23 protein-coding genes are annotated in these 21,347 nt (G+C 59.3%); 17 read left to right on the top strand and 6 right to left on the bottom strand.

What is annotated here, in order from left to right; genetic code table 11:
• Position 1: 1 nt before the first annotated feature.
• From DBR16_RS07070 to DBR16_RS07060, 3 genes are all read right to left on the bottom strand, one after another.
• Entirely contained in the window at positions 2-364 is a 363-nt protein-coding gene (locus DBR16_RS07070) for a GFA family protein (RefSeq protein WP_109260533.1), read from the bottom strand.
• On the bottom strand, positions 361-1,197 hold the full coding sequence (locus DBR16_RS07065; RefSeq protein ID WP_109260532.1) for an enoyl-CoA hydratase-related protein: 837 nt from the start codon (positions 1,195-1,197) through the stop codon (positions 361-363). Before DBR16_RS07065 ends, DBR16_RS07070 begins: the two co-directional genes overlap by 4 nt.
• A 68-nt stretch (positions 1,198-1,265) precedes the next feature.
• The gene (locus DBR16_RS07060; RefSeq protein ID WP_109260531.1) at positions 1,266-2,069 is read right to left on the bottom strand and encodes a DUF5694 domain-containing protein; all 804 of its coding nucleotides are present in this window, start codon (positions 2,067-2,069) and stop codon (positions 1,266-1,268) included.
• Between the two features lie 122 nt (positions 2,070-2,191).
• Here DBR16_RS07060 and DBR16_RS07055 point away from each other — a divergent pair, with 122 nt between their 5' ends.
• The 7 genes from DBR16_RS07055 (at position 2,192) to DBR16_RS07025 (ending at position 7,816) form a co-directional block, all read left to right on the top strand.
• Positions 2,192-3,799, top strand: a complete 1,608-nt coding sequence (locus tag DBR16_RS07055; RefSeq protein ID WP_109260530.1) for a carboxyl transferase domain-containing protein — start codon at positions 2,192-2,194, stop codon at positions 3,797-3,799.
• A gap of 111 nt (positions 3,800-3,910) precedes the next feature.
• Positions 3,911-4,474 carry an SOUL family heme-binding protein gene (locus tag DBR16_RS07050; protein ID WP_161539435.1) on the top strand — a complete coding sequence of 188 codons (564 nt, stop codon included), beginning with the start codon at positions 3,911-3,913 and terminating at the stop codon, positions 4,472-4,474.
• Between the two features lie 75 nt (positions 4,475-4,549).
• Complete coding sequence (locus DBR16_RS07045; RefSeq protein WP_109260528.1) at positions 4,550-5,134, top strand: NAD(P)H-dependent oxidoreductase; 585 nt, start codon at positions 4,550-4,552, stop codon at positions 5,132-5,134.
• 142 nt (positions 5,135-5,276) lie between these two features.
• Complete coding sequence (locus tag DBR16_RS07040) at positions 5,277-5,669, top strand: hypothetical protein (protein ID WP_109260527.1); 393 nt, start codon at positions 5,277-5,279, stop codon at positions 5,667-5,669.
• A 70-nt stretch (positions 5,670-5,739) separates the two neighbouring features.
• The gene (locus tag DBR16_RS07035; protein ID WP_109260526.1) at positions 5,740-6,108 is read left to right on the top strand and encodes a VOC family protein; all 369 of its coding nucleotides are present in this window, start codon (positions 5,740-5,742) and stop codon (positions 6,106-6,108) included.
• 28 nt (positions 6,109-6,136) lie between these two features.
• On the top strand, positions 6,137-6,934 hold the full coding sequence (locus tag DBR16_RS07030) for an enoyl-CoA hydratase-related protein (protein ID WP_109260525.1): 798 nt from the start codon (positions 6,137-6,139) through the stop codon (positions 6,932-6,934).
• 72 nt (positions 6,935-7,006) lie between these two features.
• Positions 7,007-7,816, top strand: coding sequence for a DUF817 domain-containing protein (locus tag DBR16_RS07025; RefSeq protein WP_109260524.1), 810 nt, complete (start codon positions 7,007-7,009; stop codon positions 7,814-7,816).
• Here the strand turns inward: DBR16_RS07025 and DBR16_RS07020 are convergent.
• A complete protein-coding gene (locus tag DBR16_RS07020; RefSeq protein ID WP_109260523.1) occupies positions 7,813-8,937 on the bottom strand; it encodes a serine hydrolase domain-containing protein in 1,125 nt (374 codons plus the stop codon). The genes DBR16_RS07025 and DBR16_RS07020 overlap by 4 nt on opposite strands.
• 173 nt (positions 8,938-9,110) lie before the next feature.
• Here DBR16_RS07020 and DBR16_RS07015 point away from each other — a divergent pair, with 173 nt between their 5' ends.
• The 4 genes from DBR16_RS07015 (at position 9,111) to DBR16_RS07000 (ending at position 13,438) form a co-directional block, all read left to right on the top strand.
• Positions 9,111-11,066: an acetyl-CoA carboxylase biotin carboxylase subunit gene (locus DBR16_RS07015; protein WP_109260582.1), complete on the top strand. Its 1,956-nt coding sequence runs from the start codon at positions 9,111-9,113 to the stop codon at positions 11,064-11,066.
• 146 nt (positions 11,067-11,212) lie between these two features.
• On the top strand, positions 11,213-12,163 hold the full coding sequence (locus DBR16_RS07010; protein ID WP_233347649.1) for a hypothetical protein: 951 nt from the start codon (positions 11,213-11,215) through the stop codon (positions 12,161-12,163).
• A gap of 74 nt (positions 12,164-12,237) precedes the next feature.
• A complete protein-coding gene (locus DBR16_RS07005) occupies positions 12,238-12,963 on the top strand; it encodes a hypothetical protein (RefSeq protein WP_125184522.1) in 726 nt (241 codons plus the stop codon).
• A gap of 37 nt (positions 12,964-13,000) precedes the next feature.
• A complete protein-coding gene (locus DBR16_RS07000; protein ID WP_109260521.1) occupies positions 13,001-13,438 on the top strand; it encodes a DUF1489 family protein in 438 nt (145 codons plus the stop codon).
• A gap of 1 nt (position 13,439) precedes the next feature.
• Here DBR16_RS07000 and panC read toward each other — a convergent pair whose 3' ends face one another.
• Entirely contained in the window at positions 13,440-14,306 is an 867-nt protein-coding gene (gene panC / locus DBR16_RS06995; protein ID WP_109260520.1) for a pantoate--beta-alanine ligase, read from the bottom strand.
• A 114-nt stretch (positions 14,307-14,420) separates the two neighbouring features.
• On the opposite strand from panC, the gene DBR16_RS06990 reads away from it, so the two are divergent.
• The 3 genes from DBR16_RS06990 (at position 14,421) to DBR16_RS06980 (ending at position 16,337) form a co-directional block, all read left to right on the top strand.
• Complete coding sequence (locus tag DBR16_RS06990; protein ID WP_161539434.1) at positions 14,421-14,924, top strand: SPOR domain-containing protein; 504 nt, start codon at positions 14,421-14,423, stop codon at positions 14,922-14,924.
• Positions 14,925-15,012: 88 nt separating this feature from the next.
• Positions 15,013-15,894: a division plane positioning ATPase MipZ gene (locus DBR16_RS06985; RefSeq protein WP_109260580.1), complete on the top strand. Its 882-nt coding sequence runs from the start codon at positions 15,013-15,015 to the stop codon at positions 15,892-15,894.
• A complete protein-coding gene (locus tag DBR16_RS06980) occupies positions 15,894-16,337 on the top strand; it encodes a J domain-containing protein (RefSeq protein ID WP_109260518.1) in 444 nt (147 codons plus the stop codon). The genes DBR16_RS06985 and DBR16_RS06980 overlap by 1 nt, the downstream gene beginning before the upstream one ends.
• On the opposite strand, the gene DBR16_RS06975 is transcribed toward DBR16_RS06980, so the two are convergent.
• A complete protein-coding gene (locus DBR16_RS06975) occupies positions 16,334-17,608 on the bottom strand; it encodes a D-alanyl-D-alanine carboxypeptidase (RefSeq protein ID WP_109260517.1) in 1,275 nt (424 codons plus the stop codon). The two genes, DBR16_RS06980 and DBR16_RS06975, sit on opposite strands and share 4 nt — an antisense overlap.
• A gap of 152 nt (positions 17,609-17,760) precedes the next feature.
• Here DBR16_RS06975 and phaP point away from each other — a divergent pair, with 152 nt between their 5' ends.
• The 3 genes from phaP to clpA all read left to right on the top strand — a co-directional run bounded on the left by phaP (position 17,761) and on the right by clpA (position 21,343).
• Positions 17,761-18,435, top strand: coding sequence for a phasin family protein (phaP, locus tag DBR16_RS06970; protein ID WP_233347648.1), 675 nt, complete (start codon positions 17,761-17,763; stop codon positions 18,433-18,435).
• A 244-nt stretch (positions 18,436-18,679) separates the two neighbouring features.
• Positions 18,680-19,009, top strand: a complete 330-nt coding sequence (gene clpS, locus DBR16_RS06965) for an ATP-dependent Clp protease adapter ClpS (protein ID WP_109260516.1) — start codon at positions 18,680-18,682, stop codon at positions 19,007-19,009.
• A gap of 3 nt (positions 19,010-19,012) precedes the next feature.
• A complete protein-coding gene (clpA, locus tag DBR16_RS06960) occupies positions 19,013-21,343 on the top strand; it encodes an ATP-dependent Clp protease ATP-binding subunit ClpA (RefSeq protein WP_109260515.1) in 2,331 nt (776 codons plus the stop codon).
• Positions 21,344-21,347: the final 4 nt, after the last annotated feature.

The following is a 21,347-nucleotide window of genomic DNA, read 5'->3' as shown; positions in this document are numbered from 1 at the left end:
CCTAGTCCAGATAGCGCCAGCTTTCGGCACCGTCGAATAGCCGGACCGGGATGCTGGCGGGCAGCTTGAAATCCGCTGTGGCGAAATTCAGCTTCATTTGCCGGGGCTCAATGTGTTCGAGGCTTTCCCAATGCGTGGTGCATCCACATTTCTCGCAAGAGATGAACGCCTGCGTCTTGTCACCATGGATGTAGCGGATGACGCGCCCGGTTTCATAGACAATGCGTACCGTGCCGAGATCCGTTCGGCCCCAGATCGCTGCGCTTTTGCGGCAATAGGAACAGGTGCAGCGTGTGAACCAGTCAGGCAGACGCGGTGTCTCCCAGCGAATATTCCGGCAATGGCAACTGCCGCGATAACTCACGTCCGGCCCATACGGCGTACGGGCGTGAGTGGCGTGAAATTACCCTCGCGTTTTTCGCCCCGCGCGGTCATGGCTTCGCGAATGTCATCTGTGTTCCACATCGCCGCCTGCAGTGTCATGGCGTGTTGCAGGCTGTCTGCCACCGAATGGTCGCGGGCATAGAGGAAGGAGCGCTTGGTACCGGATATGGTCAGCGGCGCTTTCGAGGCGATCTTGGCCGCTACCTTGTCGACGTGCGCGCGCAGGCCATCAGCATCCTCCAGCACGGCGTTATATAGCCCCAGCTTTTCAGCGCGGGCCGGTGTCAGAGTTTCGCCGGTATAGGCCAGCTCCCGGGCCACGCCTTCCGGGATCAGCTTCGGCAGGCGTTGCAGTGTGCCGACATCTGCAAACATGCCGATATTGGTCTCCTCTATCCGCAACCAGGCGTCTTTGGTGCCGAAGCGCAGATCGCAGGCGCAGATCATATCCACGCCACCGCCCACGCAAGGGCCCTGAATGCTGGCGATGACCGGAAAGCGGGCGGTTTCGAAAGCGGTGAAACTGTCCTGCAGGGCGAGCGCCGCTGTCATGAAGGCTTCACGATGTGAGGCTGTGTCAGTGGCGAGCGCATCGGGGTTGGTAAACACCGAAATGTCCATTCCCGCGGTAAATACCGGCCCTTCGGCATCCAGAATGAGAACACGGGTCTGGCCCTCATCTGACAGGTGTCCGACGGCCTCAGGCAACTCCGCCCAGAAATCCGGGGTCATGGAATTGCGCTTGTCCGGCCGGTTTAATGTGATCCGTGCGATCGGGCCGTCCTGCGAGAGGGTGAAACTGGCATAGGTCATGAAAAAGGCTCCCCGATTGTCACCGGAGAGCCTTCCTTGATGCGCGACAAATCGCAAGTGCCATGCGCCTATTGCGCTGGGAGATAGTCGAGCGTGTCTACCCATTCAAATTCGGTGGCATCCTGAAAGAACTGATCGAACAGGAATTTGTGACCCGATCCGTAAATCACGAGGATGCGGTCGCCGGGTTCGCTCAATTGGGCGATCTGGGCAAAAATATGCAGGTTGCGGCCCCACCAATTGGTCATTTCGTTTGCACCCGCAGGATTATCGATCGAACCCATCTGGGCCAGGGTCAGATAGACATTGTGTTCCCGTAACATCTCTTCACTATTGAACACACGCAGGCGTTCGGAGACAGACACCTCCGGCCGGTTGAGCCGGGCATCCAGCGCTTCGATGTCGGCTTGTAATTGCGGCAACCGGCCCAGAAGCTGATCCTGTCCGTTCTCCGCCGCCGCGCCCATCATGGCGTCGAAATCCATGCCGGACTGATAATCGGCGGCATAGAGGCGGTCATGTCCCAGCCGCGCGGCGAGGCGCATACCGATCTGCTGACGTTCATTGACCGTCAATTCATGCTCGCCCGCCAAATATCGTTGATAAGTTGCGTTGAAGCGCTCTTCGGCCTCTGGGGTCAGCTCAACCACTATCTTGGTAGGATTGAATGCTGCCAGTTGTTCGACGAGCGTTTCGATTTCCGCCTGGCGCTGCGGACTCATCATGTCATCGACCTCGGAGTTTATATAATCCGACCCGCCACCGGTGAAATGGAATGTGCCGAGTACCATGACCTGCGGGCGGTCGTCCTGTGCCATTGCCGCAAAAGGCAAGATCAGGCTGATGAAGAGGGTCTGGATAAGCGTTTTCATTGTATTGGCTCCCTAACATTCAGGCAGTGTGATGCCTCGGCCATGCGGATCGGATGCAGGCCCGGCATTGCGCCCGTCTCACCAGACGGCTTAATTGGCGACAACCAACACGAGGCAAATTCATGAGCCGTCTGACGTCTTCAGCCGACCCCCATTCGGAAGCCTTCAAATCCAATCGTGCGGCCATGCTGGCGCTGGTTGAAGAATTGCGCGGCAAGACCGCGGAAGCCGCCGAGGGCGGATCGGAACGCTCGCGGGAAAAGCATCTGTCTCGAGGCAAGCTGTTGCCTCGCGACCGGGTGGAGCGCTTGCTGGATCCCGGCTCGCCATTCCTGGAAATCGGGGCATTGGCCGCCAATGGCATGTATGAGGGGAATGTCCATGGCGCCGGCATGATTGCCGGGATCGGCCGCGTGTCAGGCCGCGAGGTGATGATCGTCTGCAATGACCCGACCATCAAGGGCGGGGCCTATTACCCGATGACGGTGAAGAAGCATTTGCGGGCGCAGGAAATCGCCATGCAAAACCGTCTGCCGTGCGTCTATCTGGTCGATAGTGGCGGCGCGAATCTGCCGCACCAGTCTGAAGTCTTTCCTGATCGCGAGCATTTCGGCCGCATCTTCTACAATCAGGCGCAGATGTCGGCGGCGGGCATTCCGCAGATTGCCTCGGTGATGGGATCGTGCACGGCCGGCGGCGCCTATGTGCCGGCGATGTCGGATGAAACCATTATTGTGCGCAAGCAGGGCACGATCTTTCTGGGTGGCCCGCCGCTGGTGAAAGCGGCGACGGGCGAGGTGATTTCGGCTGAGGATCTGGGCGGTGCGGATGTACATGCGCGCCAGTCCGGCGTCGCGGATCATTATGCCATGGATGACGAGCATGCGCTTTTTCTGGCGCGGCGCATTGTCGGAACGCTGAACACCACAAAATCCCACACGATGGACATCGCCGAGGCGCGGGAGCCGCAATATGATCCGGACGAGCTGAACGGTGTCGTGCCGACCGATCTGCGTACCCCCTATGATGTCCGCGAAGTGATTGCGCGCATTGTGGATGGTTCCGAATTCGATGAATTCAAGAAGCTGTTCGGCGAAACCCTGGTGTGCGGCTTTGCGCGCCTGCATGGAATGCCGGTCGGCATTATCGCCAATAATGGCATTTTGTTCTCCGAAAGCGCCCAGAAGGGCGCGCACTTCATCGAGCTGTGCGCGCAACGGAAAATCCCGCTCGTCTTCCTTCAAAATATTACCGGCTTCATGGTCGGTTCGAAATACGAGGCCGGCGGCATTGCCAAGGACGGTGCCAAGCTGGTGACAGCGGTGTCCTGTTTTGCCGGACCGAAAGTGACGATCATCATCGGTGGCTCCTACGGGGCCGGGAATTACGGCATGTGTGGCCGCGCCTACAGCCCGCGTTTCCTCTTCATGTGGCCGAATGCGCGCATTTCGGTCATGGGTGGCGAACAGGCCGCCAGCGTACTCGCCACGGTCAAACGCGACGGCATGGAAGCGCGCGGCGAAGACTGGTCTGCCGAGGACGAGGACAAATTCAAGCAGCCGATCCGCGATCTCTATGAGAAAGAAGGCTCGCCCTATTTCTCGACCGCGCGTCTGTGGGATGACGGCATTATCGCCCCGGCCGATACACGGCGGGTTCTGGCGTTGTCCTTGTCCGCTGCGATGAATGCGCCTTTCCCGGAGACAAAATTCGGCGTGTTCCGAATGTAGCAATCCGATCACCGCGGATCTGCGTAAGTCCTTATATGTTTGGCTTACGAGGTTTCGATGCGTGTTCTTGGGTTTTTGACTGCCCTTTTTGTCTTTTCCGGAGGCGTCGTCATGGCCGCTGACGAACCAGCTTATACGGTTGTGCAGCGCCAAGGTGATATGGAAATTCGCGATTATGGCCCGATGATTATGGCCGAAGTTCAAGTCAGAGGTGATCGCGAGCAGGCCGGAAGCCTGGGGTTCCGGCCGCTTGCGGACTATATTTTCGGGAATAATGCGCCCCGCCAATCCATCGAGATGACGGCGCCTGTGACAACCCGCCGGGGGCAATCCATTGAAATGACCGCACCGGTGACCGCAAGGTCAGCAGGTGAAAATGTATGGGCTGTTGCTTTTATCATGCCTGCGGAGTGGACGATGGAAACACTGCCCCGGCCGAATAATCCGGCTGTGAATATCCGCGAGGTGGAAACGCGGCGAATGGCGGTTGTCGAATACCGTGGCCGCCGGACCGCCAGCAGGGTGGATCAACATGAAGCCGAGTTGCGGGCGTGGATGACGGCCAACAATTTTGAACCGGCAGGAGAAGCGGTCTACGCGTCATTCAGTCCGCCCTGGACTCCTGTGCCTTTGCGCCGTCATGAAGTCATGATCGAGGTGCGCTCGGCCCGATAGAGCTGTGCGTTCCTACCGCAGTGATCCTGATATATTCCGGTGGTATTCTCCTCGTCTCATTCAGGGAGGCGCACCATGGGCCGGATTTGCATTATCGACGGACATCCTGATCCTGCTGACGGACATCTCGTCAGCGCGCTCGCACAAGCTTGCGCCGAAGGGGCGGGGGATGCCGGGCACGAGGTGAGCATGATCCGCATCGCCGCGCTTGACATCCCATTGCTTCAAAATGCCGGCGACTTTGCTCTTGCGCCAGCCGAGCCCATTCGTGACGCGCAAGCCAAGATTGCCGCGGCGGACCATGTCATATTCGTTTTTCCACTCTGGCTTGGCACAATGCCGGCGGCTTGCAAGGCGTTCTGGGAACAGCTCGCTCGCGGTGGTTTCCTGCTGGATACCGGGGACAAGCCGGACCAGTGGCCGCAACGGAAAATGAAAGGCAAGACCGTCCGGATCATTGTCACCATGGGCATGCCGGCGCTGGCCTACCGCCTGTTGTTTGGCGCGCATAGTGTGAAGGCACTGGAAGCCGGAATTTTCCGGATTTCAGGTTTCAGGCAAATCCGGCACACAATCTTCGGCGGGATTGGCGCAATTGATGACCAGCGGTATGCTGACTTGCTGGATCAGTGCCGTAAACTTGGCGCGAAAGGCGCCTAACCCTGGTGACGCAATTATGACAATCCTTCGCCTCTCACGCGAGTGGGGTTGCCAGCGCCGGATTTTCCTAAGAATGTTTTAACAATGCGCGCTTTCTGGGGTATTGTATGAGCGTGTGGGCGAAACCGAGGGGAAAAACGCCATGGAATTTCTTGATACTTTGCGCGGCTGGTTTGACCAGGGATACGCGTTTTTCGAGCCAGGCTTGCTGATGTATGCAGGAAATGGTGAGGCTGTGAACTGGATGCCGCTGGCGATCCAGTTCGGCGTCATCGCGCTGGTCATGGCGATCCTGTTGCGGTCGGCCGGAGCCATTCTGATTTTCACCATTGTGGCCACGATCATCCACCTGATTGTGGATATCGTCATGCCGATGGTGCGGGGCGGTGGTATGGACGGTTTCGATTTCGGTGCTGTCACGGCCAATCTGACGGATATGAATTACTGGCTATATGCGGGTGCGCTCGCGATCGGCTATTTCTTCGGCATCCTGATCCTGGGTGGGGTCAAGGGTATGATTTTCCGCGGCGACTGATACTGCGGGAAAACCGGAACAGAAAGCCGCTGACCTCCGGGTTGGCGGCTTTTTCTTTGCGGAGACCATCATGATGGAACATTATTCGGTTCATCCTGTTTTACCGGTCACCGATATGCAGCGCTCGCTGGCATTCTGGTCAAAGCTGGGATTCGTACTGGATTTTGCCGATGCCTCGCCTCCTGAATCCGCGAGTTATGCCGGTGTGTCGCGCGGCGATCTGGTTTTACACTTGCAAACCTTCACGCCCGGTCAGCGCGCCCAGACCCAGACCATGGCGCTGCGGATCGAAACCGATTCTGTGGACCAGCTCTATGCAGAATGGGAGTGTCTGGGAATTATCACTGCGCCTCTGGAAGAAAAACCGTGGGGCAATTACGAATTCGGCTTCTATGATCCGGACAACACCCCGTTTTTCTTTTACCGCGAGACGCGTTAGACGGGGTGGCCAATAATGGAGCCCAGCCATGTCTGATGAAAATCCCGTCCTCCTGGATGTCACACCCGGCGAGCTTGCCGTGGTCACGATCAACCGCCCCGAGAAGAAGAATGCGTTTGACCGGGTGACGATCAATGCGTTGAGCGACACGTTCGACCTGCTTGCGAAAAATACAGACGAGGTCCGGATCGTGATGCTGCGCGGGGCAGGGGACACATTCTGCGCGGGCGGGGATCTGGGCTGGATGAAGGATGCGGCCGGATACACGCATGAGCAGAATATCGAGGATGCCGAAGCGCTGGCCGGCATGCTCTACAAGCTGTTTCATCTGCCGCAATTGACGATAGCGCTGATCCAGGGCGCGGCCATGGGCGGCGGATCCGGCCTGGTGGCCGCGTGCGATGTGGCCATTGCGGTCAAAAACACGAAATTCAGCTTCTCGGAAGTCAAGCTGGGCCTGACGCCAGCGACGATTTCACCGTTTGTTGTCCGGGCTATCGGTCCGAAATGGGCCAAGGCGCTGTTCACAACGGCTGAGGGCTTTGATGCACAATTCGCTCACATGATCGGGCTCGTCCAGTATGTGGTCGACAAGCCGGAAGAACTCGATGACATGGCCGAATATGTTGCCCGGTTGGGCTTTGCGGCCGCGCCGGGGGCCATCGCCGATGCCAAAGAGCTGGTTGATGATGTGGCCGGGCACAGGATTGATCAGGGGCTGATGCATGACCTCGCGAAACGCATCGCCCATCGCCGTGCCAGCGAGGAGGGGCAAGAGGGGCTCACGGCCTTTCTTGAAAAGCGTAAACCGGGCTGGGCAGGCTAGACACCTCTGGAAGTTTTCCGCAATCCACGCGCCTTCCTGCATGCGCGCCGCGAGGCGTGGCGGGCCGCCTTTGTGCGCGGGCCGATTACCCGTTTTGTGTTCGAATTTGTGTCTTTCGGCATCAAGCAGGCCTGGGCCTGCCTGTTTGGCGGGGCGATGGTGGCGCTGCTGCTCGGCACATTTCTCTTTTATCCGGATGAGGCCGTTCTGCCGCGCTATGATTTTCTGACCCTGTCTGCCATCGCACTACAGGCCGGATTCCTGATCACGCGCCTTGAAACCTGGGAGGAGGCGCGGGTTATCCTGGTTTTTCACATCGTCGGCACGGTGATGGAGATTTTCAAAACCTCGGCCGGTTCCTGGATCTATCCAGAGGAGGCCTATTTACGAATTGCCGGTGTGCCGCTGTTCTCGGGCTTCATGTATGCCGCAGTCGGCAGCTATCTGGCGCGGGTCTGGCGCATTTTCGAATTCCGGTTTGACCGCTTCCCGCCGCTCTGGCTGCAGGGCCTGCTGGCACTGGCAATCTACATCAACTTCTTCACCCACCATTTCACCGTCGATATCCGACTGGCCCTGTATCTGGCGACCCTCGTGATTTACGGGCCGTGCGTGATCTGGTTCCGGCCGGATGAAAAGCACCGCTTCATGCCATTGGTGATTGGCCTCCTGCTTGTCGCGCTGTTCATCTGGTTTGCCGAGAATATCGGCACCTATGCGCGGGCCTGGACCTATCCGCACCAGGACGGGGTCAACTGGAGCCCGGTCTCTATCCAGAAGCTCGGTTCGTGGTATCTGCTGATGATCATCAGTTTCGTGCTCGTCGCGGCCGTGCACCGCGCGGGACCGGCCAATCAGGCCCCGCGCGACAGACACAGCTAGCCGAGCCAGGGGACAGCGAGTCCCGCAGCTTCTTCCAGAATGTCCTGGGGCATGCCGCCCAGATTGCTCATCAGCGCTATCGCGACGCCGTATTCAGGATAGACCAGGAGAACAGACCGTGTGCCCTGTTGCAGACCCGCATGGTGATAGCGCAGCCGTCCCGCGTCATCCTGATCGATATTCCAGCCAAGCCCTACGGGTGTTTCTTCAGCCAAAGCCGTGATTTGCGGTGTCATCAGTTCCGAATGCATGCGTTCGGACAGAAAGCCGGGTTCGGACATTGCGGCACCGAAGCGTGCGAGGTCGGCCGCGGACGCCAGCAAACCGCCACCCGCCCATTTGTAGGCCGGATTGGCGGGCAGAGCGTTCACAAGCGGGCCGGCCAATACCAATCCCAGCTGCTGCTCATACAGCATTGCCGGGTCATAGAAACGCACACGGCCTGAGCGCAGCGCGAATGGATCGTCGCTTTCCAGAGAGTCGAGACCTAACGGTCCGGCGATCCAGGTCTCGAGCAGATCAAGATAGTTGGCCCCGGTCGCGGCCTCCATGACGGCGGTGGCCAGCGTGTATCCAAAGGTGGAGTAGTGATAAGCCGATCCGGGCGCCGCGACGAGATCGTCTTCCACAAAGAGCGACAGCGCGGCAGATGTGTCCGGGTAAAATCGCTGATCGATCAGGCCGCCGGGCGCAGACGGATTGAAATCGCTTCGGCCATAATGGCGGATACCGCCTTGATGCCCGAGCAGTTGGCGCAAAGTCGTGTTGGCATGTTGTGCCGGCAGGTCCGGCAAGTATTCGGAAATCGGGGCGTCGAGGTCGAGATGACCGCCTTCTGCCAGCCGCGCCGCCAGGGTTGCTGTGATGACCTTGGAGACGCTTCCAAGCCGGAACCGGCTTTCCAGCGAGACCGACAGATTGTTTTCAAGATCGGCCAGACCACTTTCCCCGGTCCAGATGACCTCGCCATCGACGGCGATGGCTGCCGAGAGGCCGGGAATGTGGTTCTCGGTACGGATTGTATTGAATGCGGCGTCGGTCTCGGCCGCCGGTATCTGCGAATAGCTTGGACTGGCAGCCGCCAGCAAAGCAGCGGTGAGCAGGATGAGTGTCGTACGCATTGGTATCTCCCATAGAATTGTCTACGGGTCTGTGATGAAAGACTGCGCAAATCCGGATCCATTTTGAATATTAAGCTTTGGACAGAGCCATCCTGTGTGGACCGGCTCCGGGGATTGCCTTGACCTCGCCGGAAAATTCAGGCGCATAGGACCATCATTTGGAGACGCTTTTCATGTTCAAGACACTCCTGATCGCCAATCGCGGAGAGATTGCCCGGCGCGTCATGCGTACTGCCAAGCGGATGGGCATAAGGACGGTCGCGGTCTATTCCGAGGCCGATGCCGAGGCACCGCACGTCAGAGAAGCGGATGAGGCGGTGCTGATCGGGCCGGCACCAAGTGCGGAAAGCTATCTGCGCGCCGACAAAATCCTCGAAGCGGCCAAACAGACCGGCGCGGATGCCATCCATCCCGGCTATGGATTTCTGTCGGAGAATGCGGCCTTCGCGCGGGCCTGCGCCGAGGCCGGCATCAAGTTTGTCGGCCCATCGCCCGAATCTATCGAGGCAATGGGGCTCAAGGATCGCGCCAAGAAGCTGATGGAAGAGGCGGGCGTGCCGGTTACGCCGGGCTATCACGGCGACAATCAGGACCCGGAACACCTTCAGAATGCTGCTGATGCCATCGGCTATCCCTTGCTGATCAAGGCCGTTGCGGGTGGCGGCGGCAAGGGGATGCGCAAGGTGGAGACCTCTGCTGACTTCCCTGATGCGCTGGACAGCTGCAAACGGGAAGCAAAATCCTCCTTCGGCAATGATGAAGTCCTGATCGAGAAATTCATCGAGAATCCGCGCCACATCGAGGTGCAGGTCTTTGGCGACAGCCGGGGCCGCGTGATCCATCTGTTCGAGCGCGATTGTTCGCTGCAGCGCCGCCATCAGAAAGTGATCGAGGAGGCACCAGCGCCCGGCATGACGCCGAATGTCCGCGCCGCCATGTGTTCCGCCGCCGTGCAGGCCGCCAAGGCTGTCAATTACGAAGGCGCGGGCACGGTGGAGTTCATCGTCGATGGATCCGGCGCACTGCGCGAGGACGGCTTTTTCTTCATGGAGATGAATACGCGGCTTCAGGTGGAGCACCCGGTGACAGAAATGGTGACCGGCCTTGATCTGGTTGAGCTGCAGTTGAAGGTCGCGGCCGGCGGCTCTGTGCCCGAACAGGACGAGATCCGGCTGAAAGGCCATGCGATCGAGGCCCGGCTCTATGCCGAAGACCCGGCGAATGGTTTCCTGCCGAGTATCGGGCGGCTGGATATTCTCGACCTGCCATACGGAATCGAAGGTGTCCGTGTTGACAGCGGTGTGGAGCAGGGCGGCGAGGTGTCGCTGCACTATGATCCGATGATCGCCAAGATCATTGCCTTTGGTACAAATCGCAATGCGGCCATTGAGCGGACGCTGGCGGCGCTTTCTGCCACGCGTGTCTATCCGGTCCGGACAAATGGCGGGTTCCTGGGCAATTGCCTGCGCGATTCTGATTTTGCGGCTGGCAATGTGTCGACAGGTCTGATCGCGGACAAATCAGATTCGCTAATTCCCTCCGGACCGCCGGAAGCGGATGCCGCCCTTGCCGCCCGGGCTGTGCTGGAACGGGTATCCGCCGGCCAGCCCGCAGATCCCTGGGCCGTGCAGGATGGGTTCAGGGCAAATGCCGCGGCGCGTATTCAGGTCCGCCTCGAGTTTGATGGGGGTGCGGTTGACGTGTCACTCAGCGGCGCACCCGCAAAGGGCAGGACCGTAACGGCCCGCGTCAATGAAAAGGCGTTCATTCTGGACGGACAGGCAGCATCAGGCCGTGTGGTTGCCGATCAGGATGGTGTGATCGTTTTTTCGGATGGCCGGACCAGCCGCTTCAACCTGCCCCGCCCCGATGCCGCTGCCGATGCCGCTGAAGCCGGCGGCCTCGTGAAAGCTCCCATGCCGGGCAAGGTCTTGTCTCTGAATGTTGCCGAAGGTGATACGGTTACCAAGGGGCAGAAACTGCTTGTTCTGGAAGCCATGAAAATGGAGCATGCACTGGCTGCGCCACGAGACGGGGTGATTGCATCTGTCTCCATTGCCGCCGGAGATCAGGTCGGTGAGGGCGATGCCCTCGTCACGCTGGCGGAGGAAGAAGAAGCGGCGGCATAGGCTTCCATTTTCCGTCATCGTCCAGCTTGACCGGACGATCTCGATGTCAGTGAGGCCCTCCGATCAAGTCGGAGGGTGACGAAGCTTTTCAAATGACAAACTGGCCCGATCCTTGCTCTCGCCAGAGGGGAATGATGGAGATGGCCATGAACGGGACAGGCGAAACCACACATACCGGCAATGTTGTCACGGAATGGGGCAGCGAAGCCCGGTCCGGCTTCCGCAAGAAAGTGGTCGTGGGTCAGCATGACCTGCACACACGCGACGCGTTTTCCGATGAAGCCCTCGCGGCTCTGATCGAACGTCATCCGCGGGATATGTCGGATTTCTGCACGATGGGAGAACTGGACGACGGGGCAGACAGCTGGCGAGCCGGTGATCCGGGGGATCTTTCGGGCATGGAAATGCTGGAGGCTGTCCGGGCCGGAAAGCTGTGGATCAATCTGCGCGAGGCGATGTGCGTCGATCCGGTGTATCGCCCGCTGTTCGACCAGATGATGGCCGATATGAAGCGGCTGAATCCGGGCTATAAGGTATTGAATGCGGAAAGCGGCATTCTGATTTCCTCGCCGACCGCGCAAGTCTTCATCCATTCGGACGTTTCGGAAACCATTCTCTGGCATGTCCGCGGCAAGAAACGTATCCGCGTCTATCCTGCTGAAGCGCCTTATATCACCGATGAGCGGATGGAATCGATCCTGCACCTGGAGCAGACCGAGGATCTGCCTTTCGAACCGGGCTGGGATGATGAATGCGAGGCCGTCGACCTGGTGCCGGGCATGTTCACTTCATGGCCATTGCATGGACCGCACCGGGTCCAGAACCTTTCAGGCATGAATGTTTCGATCACCATGGAGTTGGTGACACCGGAATCCATGCTTAAAAATGGTGTACTGCATGCCAATGGCGTATTGCGCCGGCGGTTCGGGCTCGACCCCAGATCTTCCGAAGCCCAGGGGGCAGGAGCCTATATGAAGCTGGTCTTCTCCAAGATGGCGAAGAAAATCTGGCGCCACACCAAGCCCATGCCGAAAAGCGAAAAGACTTTCGAGATCGACAAGGCTTCGCCGACGGGTTTTCGTGATCGCGCCGCATAATCTGCTGGAATATCTCATTGCGCAAAGCTATCCCTTTGCCTGGCGGGGCGTATGACAGGCAAAGGGATGTTTGCATGAGAGTTTTGGCTGCAGCTGCGGCTGCGATGTGTTTTTGCGCCCCGTCATTTTCCGACAGCTCCACCTATCCGCAACCGCTGGCGGATGCATTGGCGATGGGCTATGCCGCGCCCGAAGATGCTTTCTGGCGGTTCACCATGCGGGTCTCCATGAATGATGCCGTCATGGATGTGAGGTTTGATGGCGCGCAGGCCGATGGCGAGGACTGGACGCTGCTATCACCCGCCAGTCCGGACGTCCTTCCGGAGGAATTGTCCGGAATGTGGGCGGAGATGAATACCCCTGACAATCCCGATGATGCGGGCAATGAACGGCGCCTGTCCGTGGGCAGTGGCGGCGGGCTGTTTTTCTCGCCTGAAACCGCGCAGATGATTGCCGGTGATGTGCAACTGGCGGCCGGTGGCGGATACACTTTCCGTCCGGACCTTGATCCGGATTCAGACGACGCGGAATCCATGGCCGAACACCTGAACGGAGAAATCGCACTCGCGAGCTCCGGTCATGTCGAGCGTATCCGGATATTTGCGCCGGCCAGTTTCAAGCCCAACCCGGCCGCCCGTATCCATGAGTTTGAAATGGTCATGGATTTCCAGAGCGTTGAGGGATTGCCTGCCCCGGTGATGACATCGATGTCGACCGTTGTAGATGTCAGCGCCCTGTTCCAGCGGCAGCAGCAGAATGTACGCTTTGACTTTTCCGATGTGGAATATGTCGAGCCGTGACTTGGCGGGCCAGGAGAAACGTCCTAGCTCTCACAGCATGACACTGCACCTGATCAAACTCTGTGTTGGGATTGATACCGTCGAGGAGCTGGAAAGCTACCGGCGCCAGCGTTCGCAAGAGCAATTGGCGCGCGGTGAAGCGCTCCGGTCAGTACATGTGACCCGCATGTTCCCGAAGCAGGCCGAAAAGCTTCTGGATGGCGGAAGCCTCTACTGGGTCATCAAACGGGTGATCCAGTGCCGCCAGCGCATTCTGTCGCTGGACGAGGTAACCGGTGAGGACGGGGTTCGCCGCTGTGCAATTGTCATGGATCCGGAGATCATCCGGACGGCACCGGCAGCGCGCCGGCCTTTTCAGGGCTGGCGCTATCTCAAGGTCGAAGAAGCGCCGATGGATATCAGCGACCCGTCCGCCGGTGGTGAAAACCTGCCGCCGGATTTGCGGCGCAAGCTGATCGAGATCGGAGCCTGGTAGCTCAGCCCACGGGCAGATTGTCGATCAGCCGCGTATTCCCGAGCCAGACGGCGGCCAGAACGCGCGCGGGCTGATGCACTTTGCCGCCGGGCAACGGTGCCAGGGTTTCCGCACAGCGCGCCTCGATATAGTCCACGCGGTCAAACACATTTGCAGCCTTGGCGAGCGCTTTGCCTTGCGCCGTCTCCCAATCGACGCCCTTTTCGAGATCAGCGGCAAAAGCGGCCAGGATTTCGTAGAGGCTGGCGGCTGAGCCGCGTTCTTGAGTCGATAGATAGGCGTTGCGTGAGGACAAGGCGAGGCCATCCCGCTCACGAAGCGTCTCCCCGGCCATGATGTCGATGGGCAGGTCGAGGTCACGGACCATTTGGCGGATGACCAGCAATTGCTGATAGTCTTTCTCGCCGAAAACCGCGATGTCAGGCTGAACGCGATTGAAAAGCTTGGCCACGACTATGGCCACGCCGCTGAAAAAATGCGGCCGGAAATCGGTCTCAAGACCGCGCGCTGGGCCGTCGACAGACAGGCGGGCTGAAAAGCCGTCCGGGTACATGTCCGATGCAACGGGTGCATAAAGAAGATCGCATCCCGCATGGGCCAGCTTGGCTGCATCGGTTTCCAGCGTCCGGGGATAGGCGTCGAAGTCCTCGCCCGGCGCAAACTGGGCGGGATTGACGAATATGCTGGCCACCACTCGGTCTGCCTTTTCTTTCGCGCGCGCGATCAGGGAAAGGTGGCCGTCGTGCAAGGCGCCCATGGTCGGCACAAATCCGACTCTCAATCCTTGCCGCTTCCAGCCGGTCACGGTTTTGCGCAAGGAAAGCAGGTCGGCGGTTGCGGGCAAGGGCAGGGCGGTTAAATCGTTCATGAAAGGCGGATAATGCGGCTTTGCTCTGGACGCAAGCCATGCGACTCGCGCTACACACGAAACATGATCCGATCCAGCCTCATAATTCTGCTTGGCCTGTCATTGACCGCCTGCATGACCACCCGCCAGGAGCCGGTTTCACCGGCAGAAATGCCGGTCGCGAATACGCCGGCTGCCCTTATGGCGTCACGCCTTGCGGTGGACCTCGACCGGCGCGCACGGCATGACCCAGCCTCACTGGACCGGGTTGAGGATGAAATGCGGACGCTGGCATTGCGCATGGCTGCACCGCCGGAACCGGCGCCTGAGCCTGATCCGGTAGCGCCCGACCCGGCAGGCGGTGTCAGCCTGTTTCATGCCATCCATCTGGCATCCTACCGTGCTGAAGAACACGCCGCTTCCGGGTGGGAGTCGCTACAGGCGCTGTTTCCGGACCTGCTGGCGTCGCGCATGGCCCGGCTCGAGGAAGCGGATCTGGGATCACGGGGGGTCTTCCTGCGGCTGAAAGCCGGGCCGTTTGATACCGCGGCTGAAGCCGGTTCGGCCTGCGTGCAGATTGAAGCCGCGGGCGGGTGGTGTGCGGTGACCGATTTTACGGGCCGCGCGCTCAGCCGGTAATAATTCTCACAAATCGAATCAGTTGTTGGGCATGGCACCGGACTTGCTCTATAAAGGCCATGAATTTGGCTCTACATCCGGTGTTCCCATGAATTTCTCGACGCAAGCTGACCGTCCTGGCCGATTTCGTCTGATACGGCGTAACAAGGGGGCTCATGTCATTGTCGTGGGCAATGAAAAGGGCGGGGCCGGCAAGTCCACGGTCGCCATGCACCTTTCGATCGCCCTGATGCGGATGGGGAAGTCGGTGGGTGTCATCGATCTCGATTTGAGACAGCGTTCCTTTGGCCGCTATCTGCAGAACCGCCGGGCCTGGATGGACACCTACGGCGTCGAGCTGCCCATTCCAACGGAAATCCGGCTTGAGGCCAGTCCGCTTCGCCACCTCGACGAGGCAGAAGCCGAGGAAGATGCCCGTTTTCAAGCCGCGTTCAGTGAGCTGAAGACCGGACAGGACTTCATTATCATCGATGCCCCGGGGTCTGACACTCATTATTCCCGTTTGGCCCACGCTGTTGCAGACACGATCATCACGCCGGTGAATGACAGCTTTGTTGATTTTGACCTTCTGGCCGAGATTGATGCGCAGACTTTCGAGGTCGGCCGGCCGAGCGTCTATGCCGAAATGGTCTGGGAATGCCGCAAGAAACGCGCCGGCCGGGACCGGACCTCCATTGACTGGGTTGTCATGCGCAATCGCATGTCGCAGCTGGACGCCCGCAACAAGCGCCGCGTGGGTGAGGGGCTCAAGAAGCTCTCCGAACGCATCGGTTTCCGCATGGCACCAGGGTTTGCCGAGCGGGTGATCTATCGCGAACTCTTCCCGCTGGGACTGACTTTGCTGGATCTGACCGAGGATGGCTCGGCCGTGGCCTTCTCCATGAGCCATGTGGCGGCGCGGCAGGAATTGCGCGAATTGTTGACTGTCCTTAAACTGCCCGAACTGGCGGACACAAAGATTCCCTTCTGATGCCATTTCTGCTGCTGGGCTTTGCGGCTCTTGTCATTCTGGTGCTGGTCTCCCGTGCCTTTGCCCGCATGAAAACCGCCGAGGCGGCGCGATGGTCGCGTATCCTTCTGGGGCTCGCGGCGGCGATCTTCGGCGGGCTGTTGACCTTGCGGGGGCTCGCCATTCTGGGCGCACCGCTGGCAACTTTCGGGATCGGGTTGATGGCCGTGGGGGCGGGTTTCCGGCCCAAGCCCTCCCGTGACGCTCCTTCCTCTTCTCCACCGTCTCAAACGATCAGCCGAGAGGAAGCGCTGGATATCCTCGGCTTGACGGGTGCGCCCACGAAAGCGGAAGTCCGGACCGCCTATCGCAATTTGATGAAACGGGTACACCCGGATTCCGGCGGAACTGACGGGCTGTCGCGCCGCCTGACCGAAGCGCGGGATGTGCTGCTGAAAGACTAGCCGCCGGGTGCGACGGCAAAGCAGGGCTCGTCGCGGGCTGCAAGTCTGGCGCAGACAGCGCGGGCCCGGCCGGCATCCACGCCGGTAAAGCGGGCGCGGAACAGTGTCCGGCCATTGGAGTCAAAGCGGGGGGTATACATGGACGCTTCCGCAAGTTCGCTTGCCAACTCGCGTACCGTCTCGAGGCGCGCCCGTGCTGCAGCTTCATCCGTATAAGCGCCGACCTGCACGGACCAGCCTGCAGGCGGAAGGTCCTGTGGCTCAGTCCTGGCCGCCGTGCCACTCGGCGTTCCCATATCATCTGTCATTTCAATCTGAAGCGGTGGCAGCGTCTCGCCATCGCCCTGAGCGACCGGCGGCGACAGGTCCAGCGCGGCGATCTGGGTCGCAATGATATCCTGTTCGCGAATGGGGTTCAGACGCGGTGTGAGATCGCGGGCCGCAACGATCAAAGCTTCGCGGTTTTCCAGTGAGCGATATGCGGCATCGATCAATTGCTCGGCATGGGCATCGCGATAGGCGGCTGTCGGTCCACCCATAACGACCGCAACAAGACGGTGGCCATCACGCATTGCCGTCGTTGCGATGTTGAACCCTGACGCGCGGATATAGCCGGTCTTCATGCCATCCACACCATCGACGCGGCCGACCAGATTATTGTGCGAACGATAGGTGCGCCCATTATGGGTGAAGCTGCGTTCGGTGAAATAATGCATGTATTGTGGAAAGTCGCGGCGCAGCGCTAGCGTCAGGCGCGCCATGTCCCGCGCGGTCGTAACCTGACGGGAATTGGGGAGGCCCGAAGCATTGCGGAAGGTGGTGTTGGCGAGGCCCAGATCGCGTGCCCGCGCGGTCATCTCGACAGCGAATGCCCGTTCCGTCGTGGCCAGCTCTTCAGCGACCATCACAGCAACGTCATTGGCGCTCTTGATCACCAGGGCGCGAATGGCGGTCTCGACGGTAATTGTGTCGCCCTGGGACAGATTCAGATTGGACGGCTGCTGGCTGGCGGCGATCCGCGAGGCGGTCAGCGTATCCGTCAAAGACAGATCGCCAGCCTCAATCGCTTCGAATAGCAGGTAGAGCGTCATCATCTTGGTGAGTGAGGCGGGATAGCGTTGTGCGTCCGCCAGCCGGCTGTGCAGAATTTCGCCGGTATTCGCGTCTGCAACAAAAGCAGCATAGCGGCGCGTGTCCGCATACCCGTCGGCCGCCATCAGGCCAGACAGGATGATTACAATCGTCACAAACAGACCGCGCAGGGTATCCATAGGGAACGATCCAACCCCAGACCCGTTTCTGTGACGTTAAGGCCGTCGCAAATATTTTATGGTGCAGCGCAACAATTTTGTTGACGCGGCTGCGAAGGTTTGGCATATAAATGCTGCAACTGCGAACAAATGAGTCGCGAGAGAGTTTGAAAATGACGGATACGACCGCAAATACTGCAGCCGAAACGGCGCAAACCGAAGCAAAGGCGCAACCGGCCAAAACACCGGCGGTCAAGGCCGCTTCGGCCCCGCGCGCCGAAACCGCGCCGGTCCAGAAAGCAAAATCGCCGAAGGCGGCAACCCGGAAGACTGCGGCAAAGAAGACCGCTGCCCGCAAGCCCGCCAAGACCAAAACGAAATCCTCCCCGAAAAAGGACATCAAGACCATGACCAAAGCTCAGAGCCACGCTGTGAACGAAACGATCGAGCAAATGACGACTGCCGGCAATCAGGCCTTCAAGGAAGGCTTTGAAAAGTCGCTGAAGTCCGTCAACGAAATGAACGCTTTCCAGAAGGAAAACGTCGAGGCCGTCATCGCTTCCGCAACCGCTGCCGGCAAGAATGCCGAAGTGCTGAATTCGAACGCCGTGGCCTATGCCAAGACGTCGATGGAATCAGCTGTCGCCGCCACCAAGGCGCTGACGACCGCCAAATCTGTCCAGGACATGATCGAGGTCCAGACCGACTTCGTGAAGTCTTCCATGGACATGTTCCTGGCCGAATTGAACAAGACCTCCGAGATCTATTCCGGTGCGGTCAAAGAAGTAACCAAGCCGATCAATGACCGCTTCGCGGCTTCGGTCGAAATGGTGCAATCGGCTCGCTAGAGCTGATTTCGGGCAGGCCGATCTCCCCCGATCTGCCCGACACATTCTCCCTAACTGGCCCGGCGGTTTATCTGCCGGGCCTTTTTCTTTTGCGCTTTGGTAACAGGATTGCTGCCAGAATTTGAACGATCCGGTGTCACAATTTGGCTCCAGATCGTGCAGAAGCTGTTGAGGATGGTGTTTCAGGTCTTCCCAGGGCGCAAACCTTGCTTATCTAATAGAAGCCCAGCGACGAGCCGAATCGATGACCGAGCGCCGCGATAAATCCAGCGACCCTGATCGCCAGACAGGGGTCGCGACCCGCACCCGTCCGAAGACGAAGAAACCGTCGATGTACCGGGTGGTGATGTTGAACGACGATTTCACGCCGATGGAGTTCGTCGTTGAGGTCCTGATGCGGATCTTCAACAAGTCGCCGGAAGAAGCGACGCAGATCATGCTTCATGTCCACCAGAATGGCGTCGGCGTCTGTGGCGTGTTTACCTTCGAGATCGCCGAAACGAAGGTAGCGCAAGTGATGGATCTGGCACGGCGCGCGCAGCATCCGCTGCAATGCACGATGGAAAAGGAATAGACGTTGCCCTCATTTTCAACCTCTCTCGAAGACACGCTTCATCGCGCCCTCGGGTTTGCGAATGAGCGTGGTCATGAATACGCCACGCTGGAACATCTGCTGCTGGCTCTCGTCGATGACGAGGATGCCGCCGGTGTCATGAAAGCGTGTGATGTCGATCTGGGGGAGTTGAAATCGACGCTGACCGCTTTTGTGGACGCGGAGCTGGGTGACCTGGCGGTTGATGATAATGAAGATGCCAAACCGACGACCGGTTTCCAGCGCGTGATCCAGCGCGCCGTCATTCACGTTCAGAATGCCGGCCGGGAAGAGGTGACCGGCGCCAATGTCCTGGTCGCGATCTTCGCCGAGCGCGAAAGTCACGCCGCGCATTTCCTCGCCGAGCGCGACATGACCCGCTATGATGCGGTTAATTACATTTCCCATGGCATTGCCAAACGGCCCGGCGAAAGCGAAGCGCGGCCGGTGCGCGGTGCGATGGAAGACGAAGCCGATGATGATGACGAGAAGGATGGCGACGCCCTTTCGGCCTATTGCGTCGATCTGAATGCCAAAGCCCGTGAGGGCGGCGTGGATCCGCTGATTGGCCGCGAGGCCGAAGTGGAGCGCTGTGTTCAGGTGCTTTGCCGCCGGCGCAAGAACAATCCTTTGCTGGTCGGTGATCCCGGCGTTGGCAAGACGGCCATTGCCGAAGGCCTGGCGCGCAAGATCATTGAAAAAGACGTTCCGGAAGTGCTGCAGGACGCCACCATCTATTCCCTGGATATGGGCTCGCTTCTGGCCGGCACCCGCTATCGCGGTGATTTCGAGGAACGCGTGAAGCAGGTCGTCAAGGAATTGGAAGCGCGCGAAGGCGCCATCCTTTTCATCGACGAAATTCACACCGTTATTGGTGCCGGCGCGACGTCTGGCGGAGCGATGGATGCGTCCAACCTCCTCAAACCCGCGCTGCAATCGGGAAGCCTGCGTTGCATGGGTTCGACGACTTACAAGGAGTTTCGTCAGCACTTCGAAAAGGACCGTGCTCTGGCCCGGCGCTTCCAGAAGATTGATGTGACTGAACCCAGCCGGGATGACACCGTGAAAATTCTCCAGGGGCTGAAACCCTATTTCGAGAAATTCCACGATGTACGCTTCACCAATGAAGCGGTGAAGACGGCGGTTGATCTGTCAGCCCGCTACATTACCGACCGCAAGCTGCCCGACAAGGCGATTGACGTGATTGACGAGGCGGGCGCACGGATGCGCCTGCTGCCGCCGTCCAAGCGGAAGAAAACCATCGGCGTGAAAGACGTCGAGACCGTGGTCGCCAAAATCGCCCGCATTCCGGAGAAATCGGTCTCCAAGGATGACGAATCGGCGCTGAAATCCCTGCCATCGGATCTGCGTCATGTGGTCTTCGGCCAGGACGAGGCGATCGAGAAGTTGTCATCGGCCATCAAGCTGGCGCGGGCGGGTCTGCGCGAGCCGGAAAAACCGATCGGCAATTATCTCTTCTCCGGTCCGACCGGTGTCGGCAAGACCGAAGTGGCCAAGCAGCTGGCTTCCATTCTGGGCGTCGAACTCTTACGCTTCGACATGTCCGAATATATGGAACGGCACACGGTTTCCCGCCTGATCGGTGCCCCTCCGGGATATGTCGGTCATGACCAGGGCGGGCTACTGACCGATGCCGTGGATCAGCATCGACATGCGGTTCTGCTGCTCGACGAGATCGAGAAGGCCCATCCGGATCTTTTCAATATCCTCCTGCAGGTCATGGACCATGGCAGCCTGACGGATGCCAATGGCAAGAAAGTCGATTTCCGGAATGTCGTGCTGATCATGACGACCAATGCCGGGGCGGCCGATGCTGCCAAGGAAGCCATCGGCTTTGGCCGCGACAAGCGTGAAGGCGACGATGTGGCTGCCATCGAAAAGCTGTTTACGCCGGAATTCCGCAACCGGCTGGATGCGATCATTCCCTTTGCCGGCTTGTCCCAACCGATTGTCGGCCGTGTTGTCGAGAAATTCGTGCTGCAGCTGGAAGCCCAGCTGGCGGACCGCGGCGTCTCGTTCGAACTGACCGATGCGGCGACGGAATGGCTGGCCAAGCGCGGCTATGACGAGAAATTCGGTGCCCGGCCACTGGCCCGGGTCATCCAGGAGCATATCAAGAAGCCGCTGGCGGATGAAATCCTGTTTGGCCAGCTGAAATCCGGCGGGCTGGTGAAAGTCGATGTCGATGCCGCAGATGCGGAACGCCTCGACTTCGACATCACGCCGGGCGACCGGATCAAGCCGAAACGGCCCAAAGGAAGTGGCCGTAAGAAAACGAAAGAGCCGGTGCGCTAATAAG

The sequence above is a fragment of the Hyphobacterium indicum genome (assembly GCF_003129605.1).
GTDB lineage: Bacteria > Pseudomonadota > Alphaproteobacteria > Caulobacterales > Maricaulaceae > Hyphobacterium > Hyphobacterium indicum.
The sequence above is the reverse complement of the archived record's forward strand: the minus strand, read 5'-3'. Positions and strand labels throughout refer to the sequence as shown.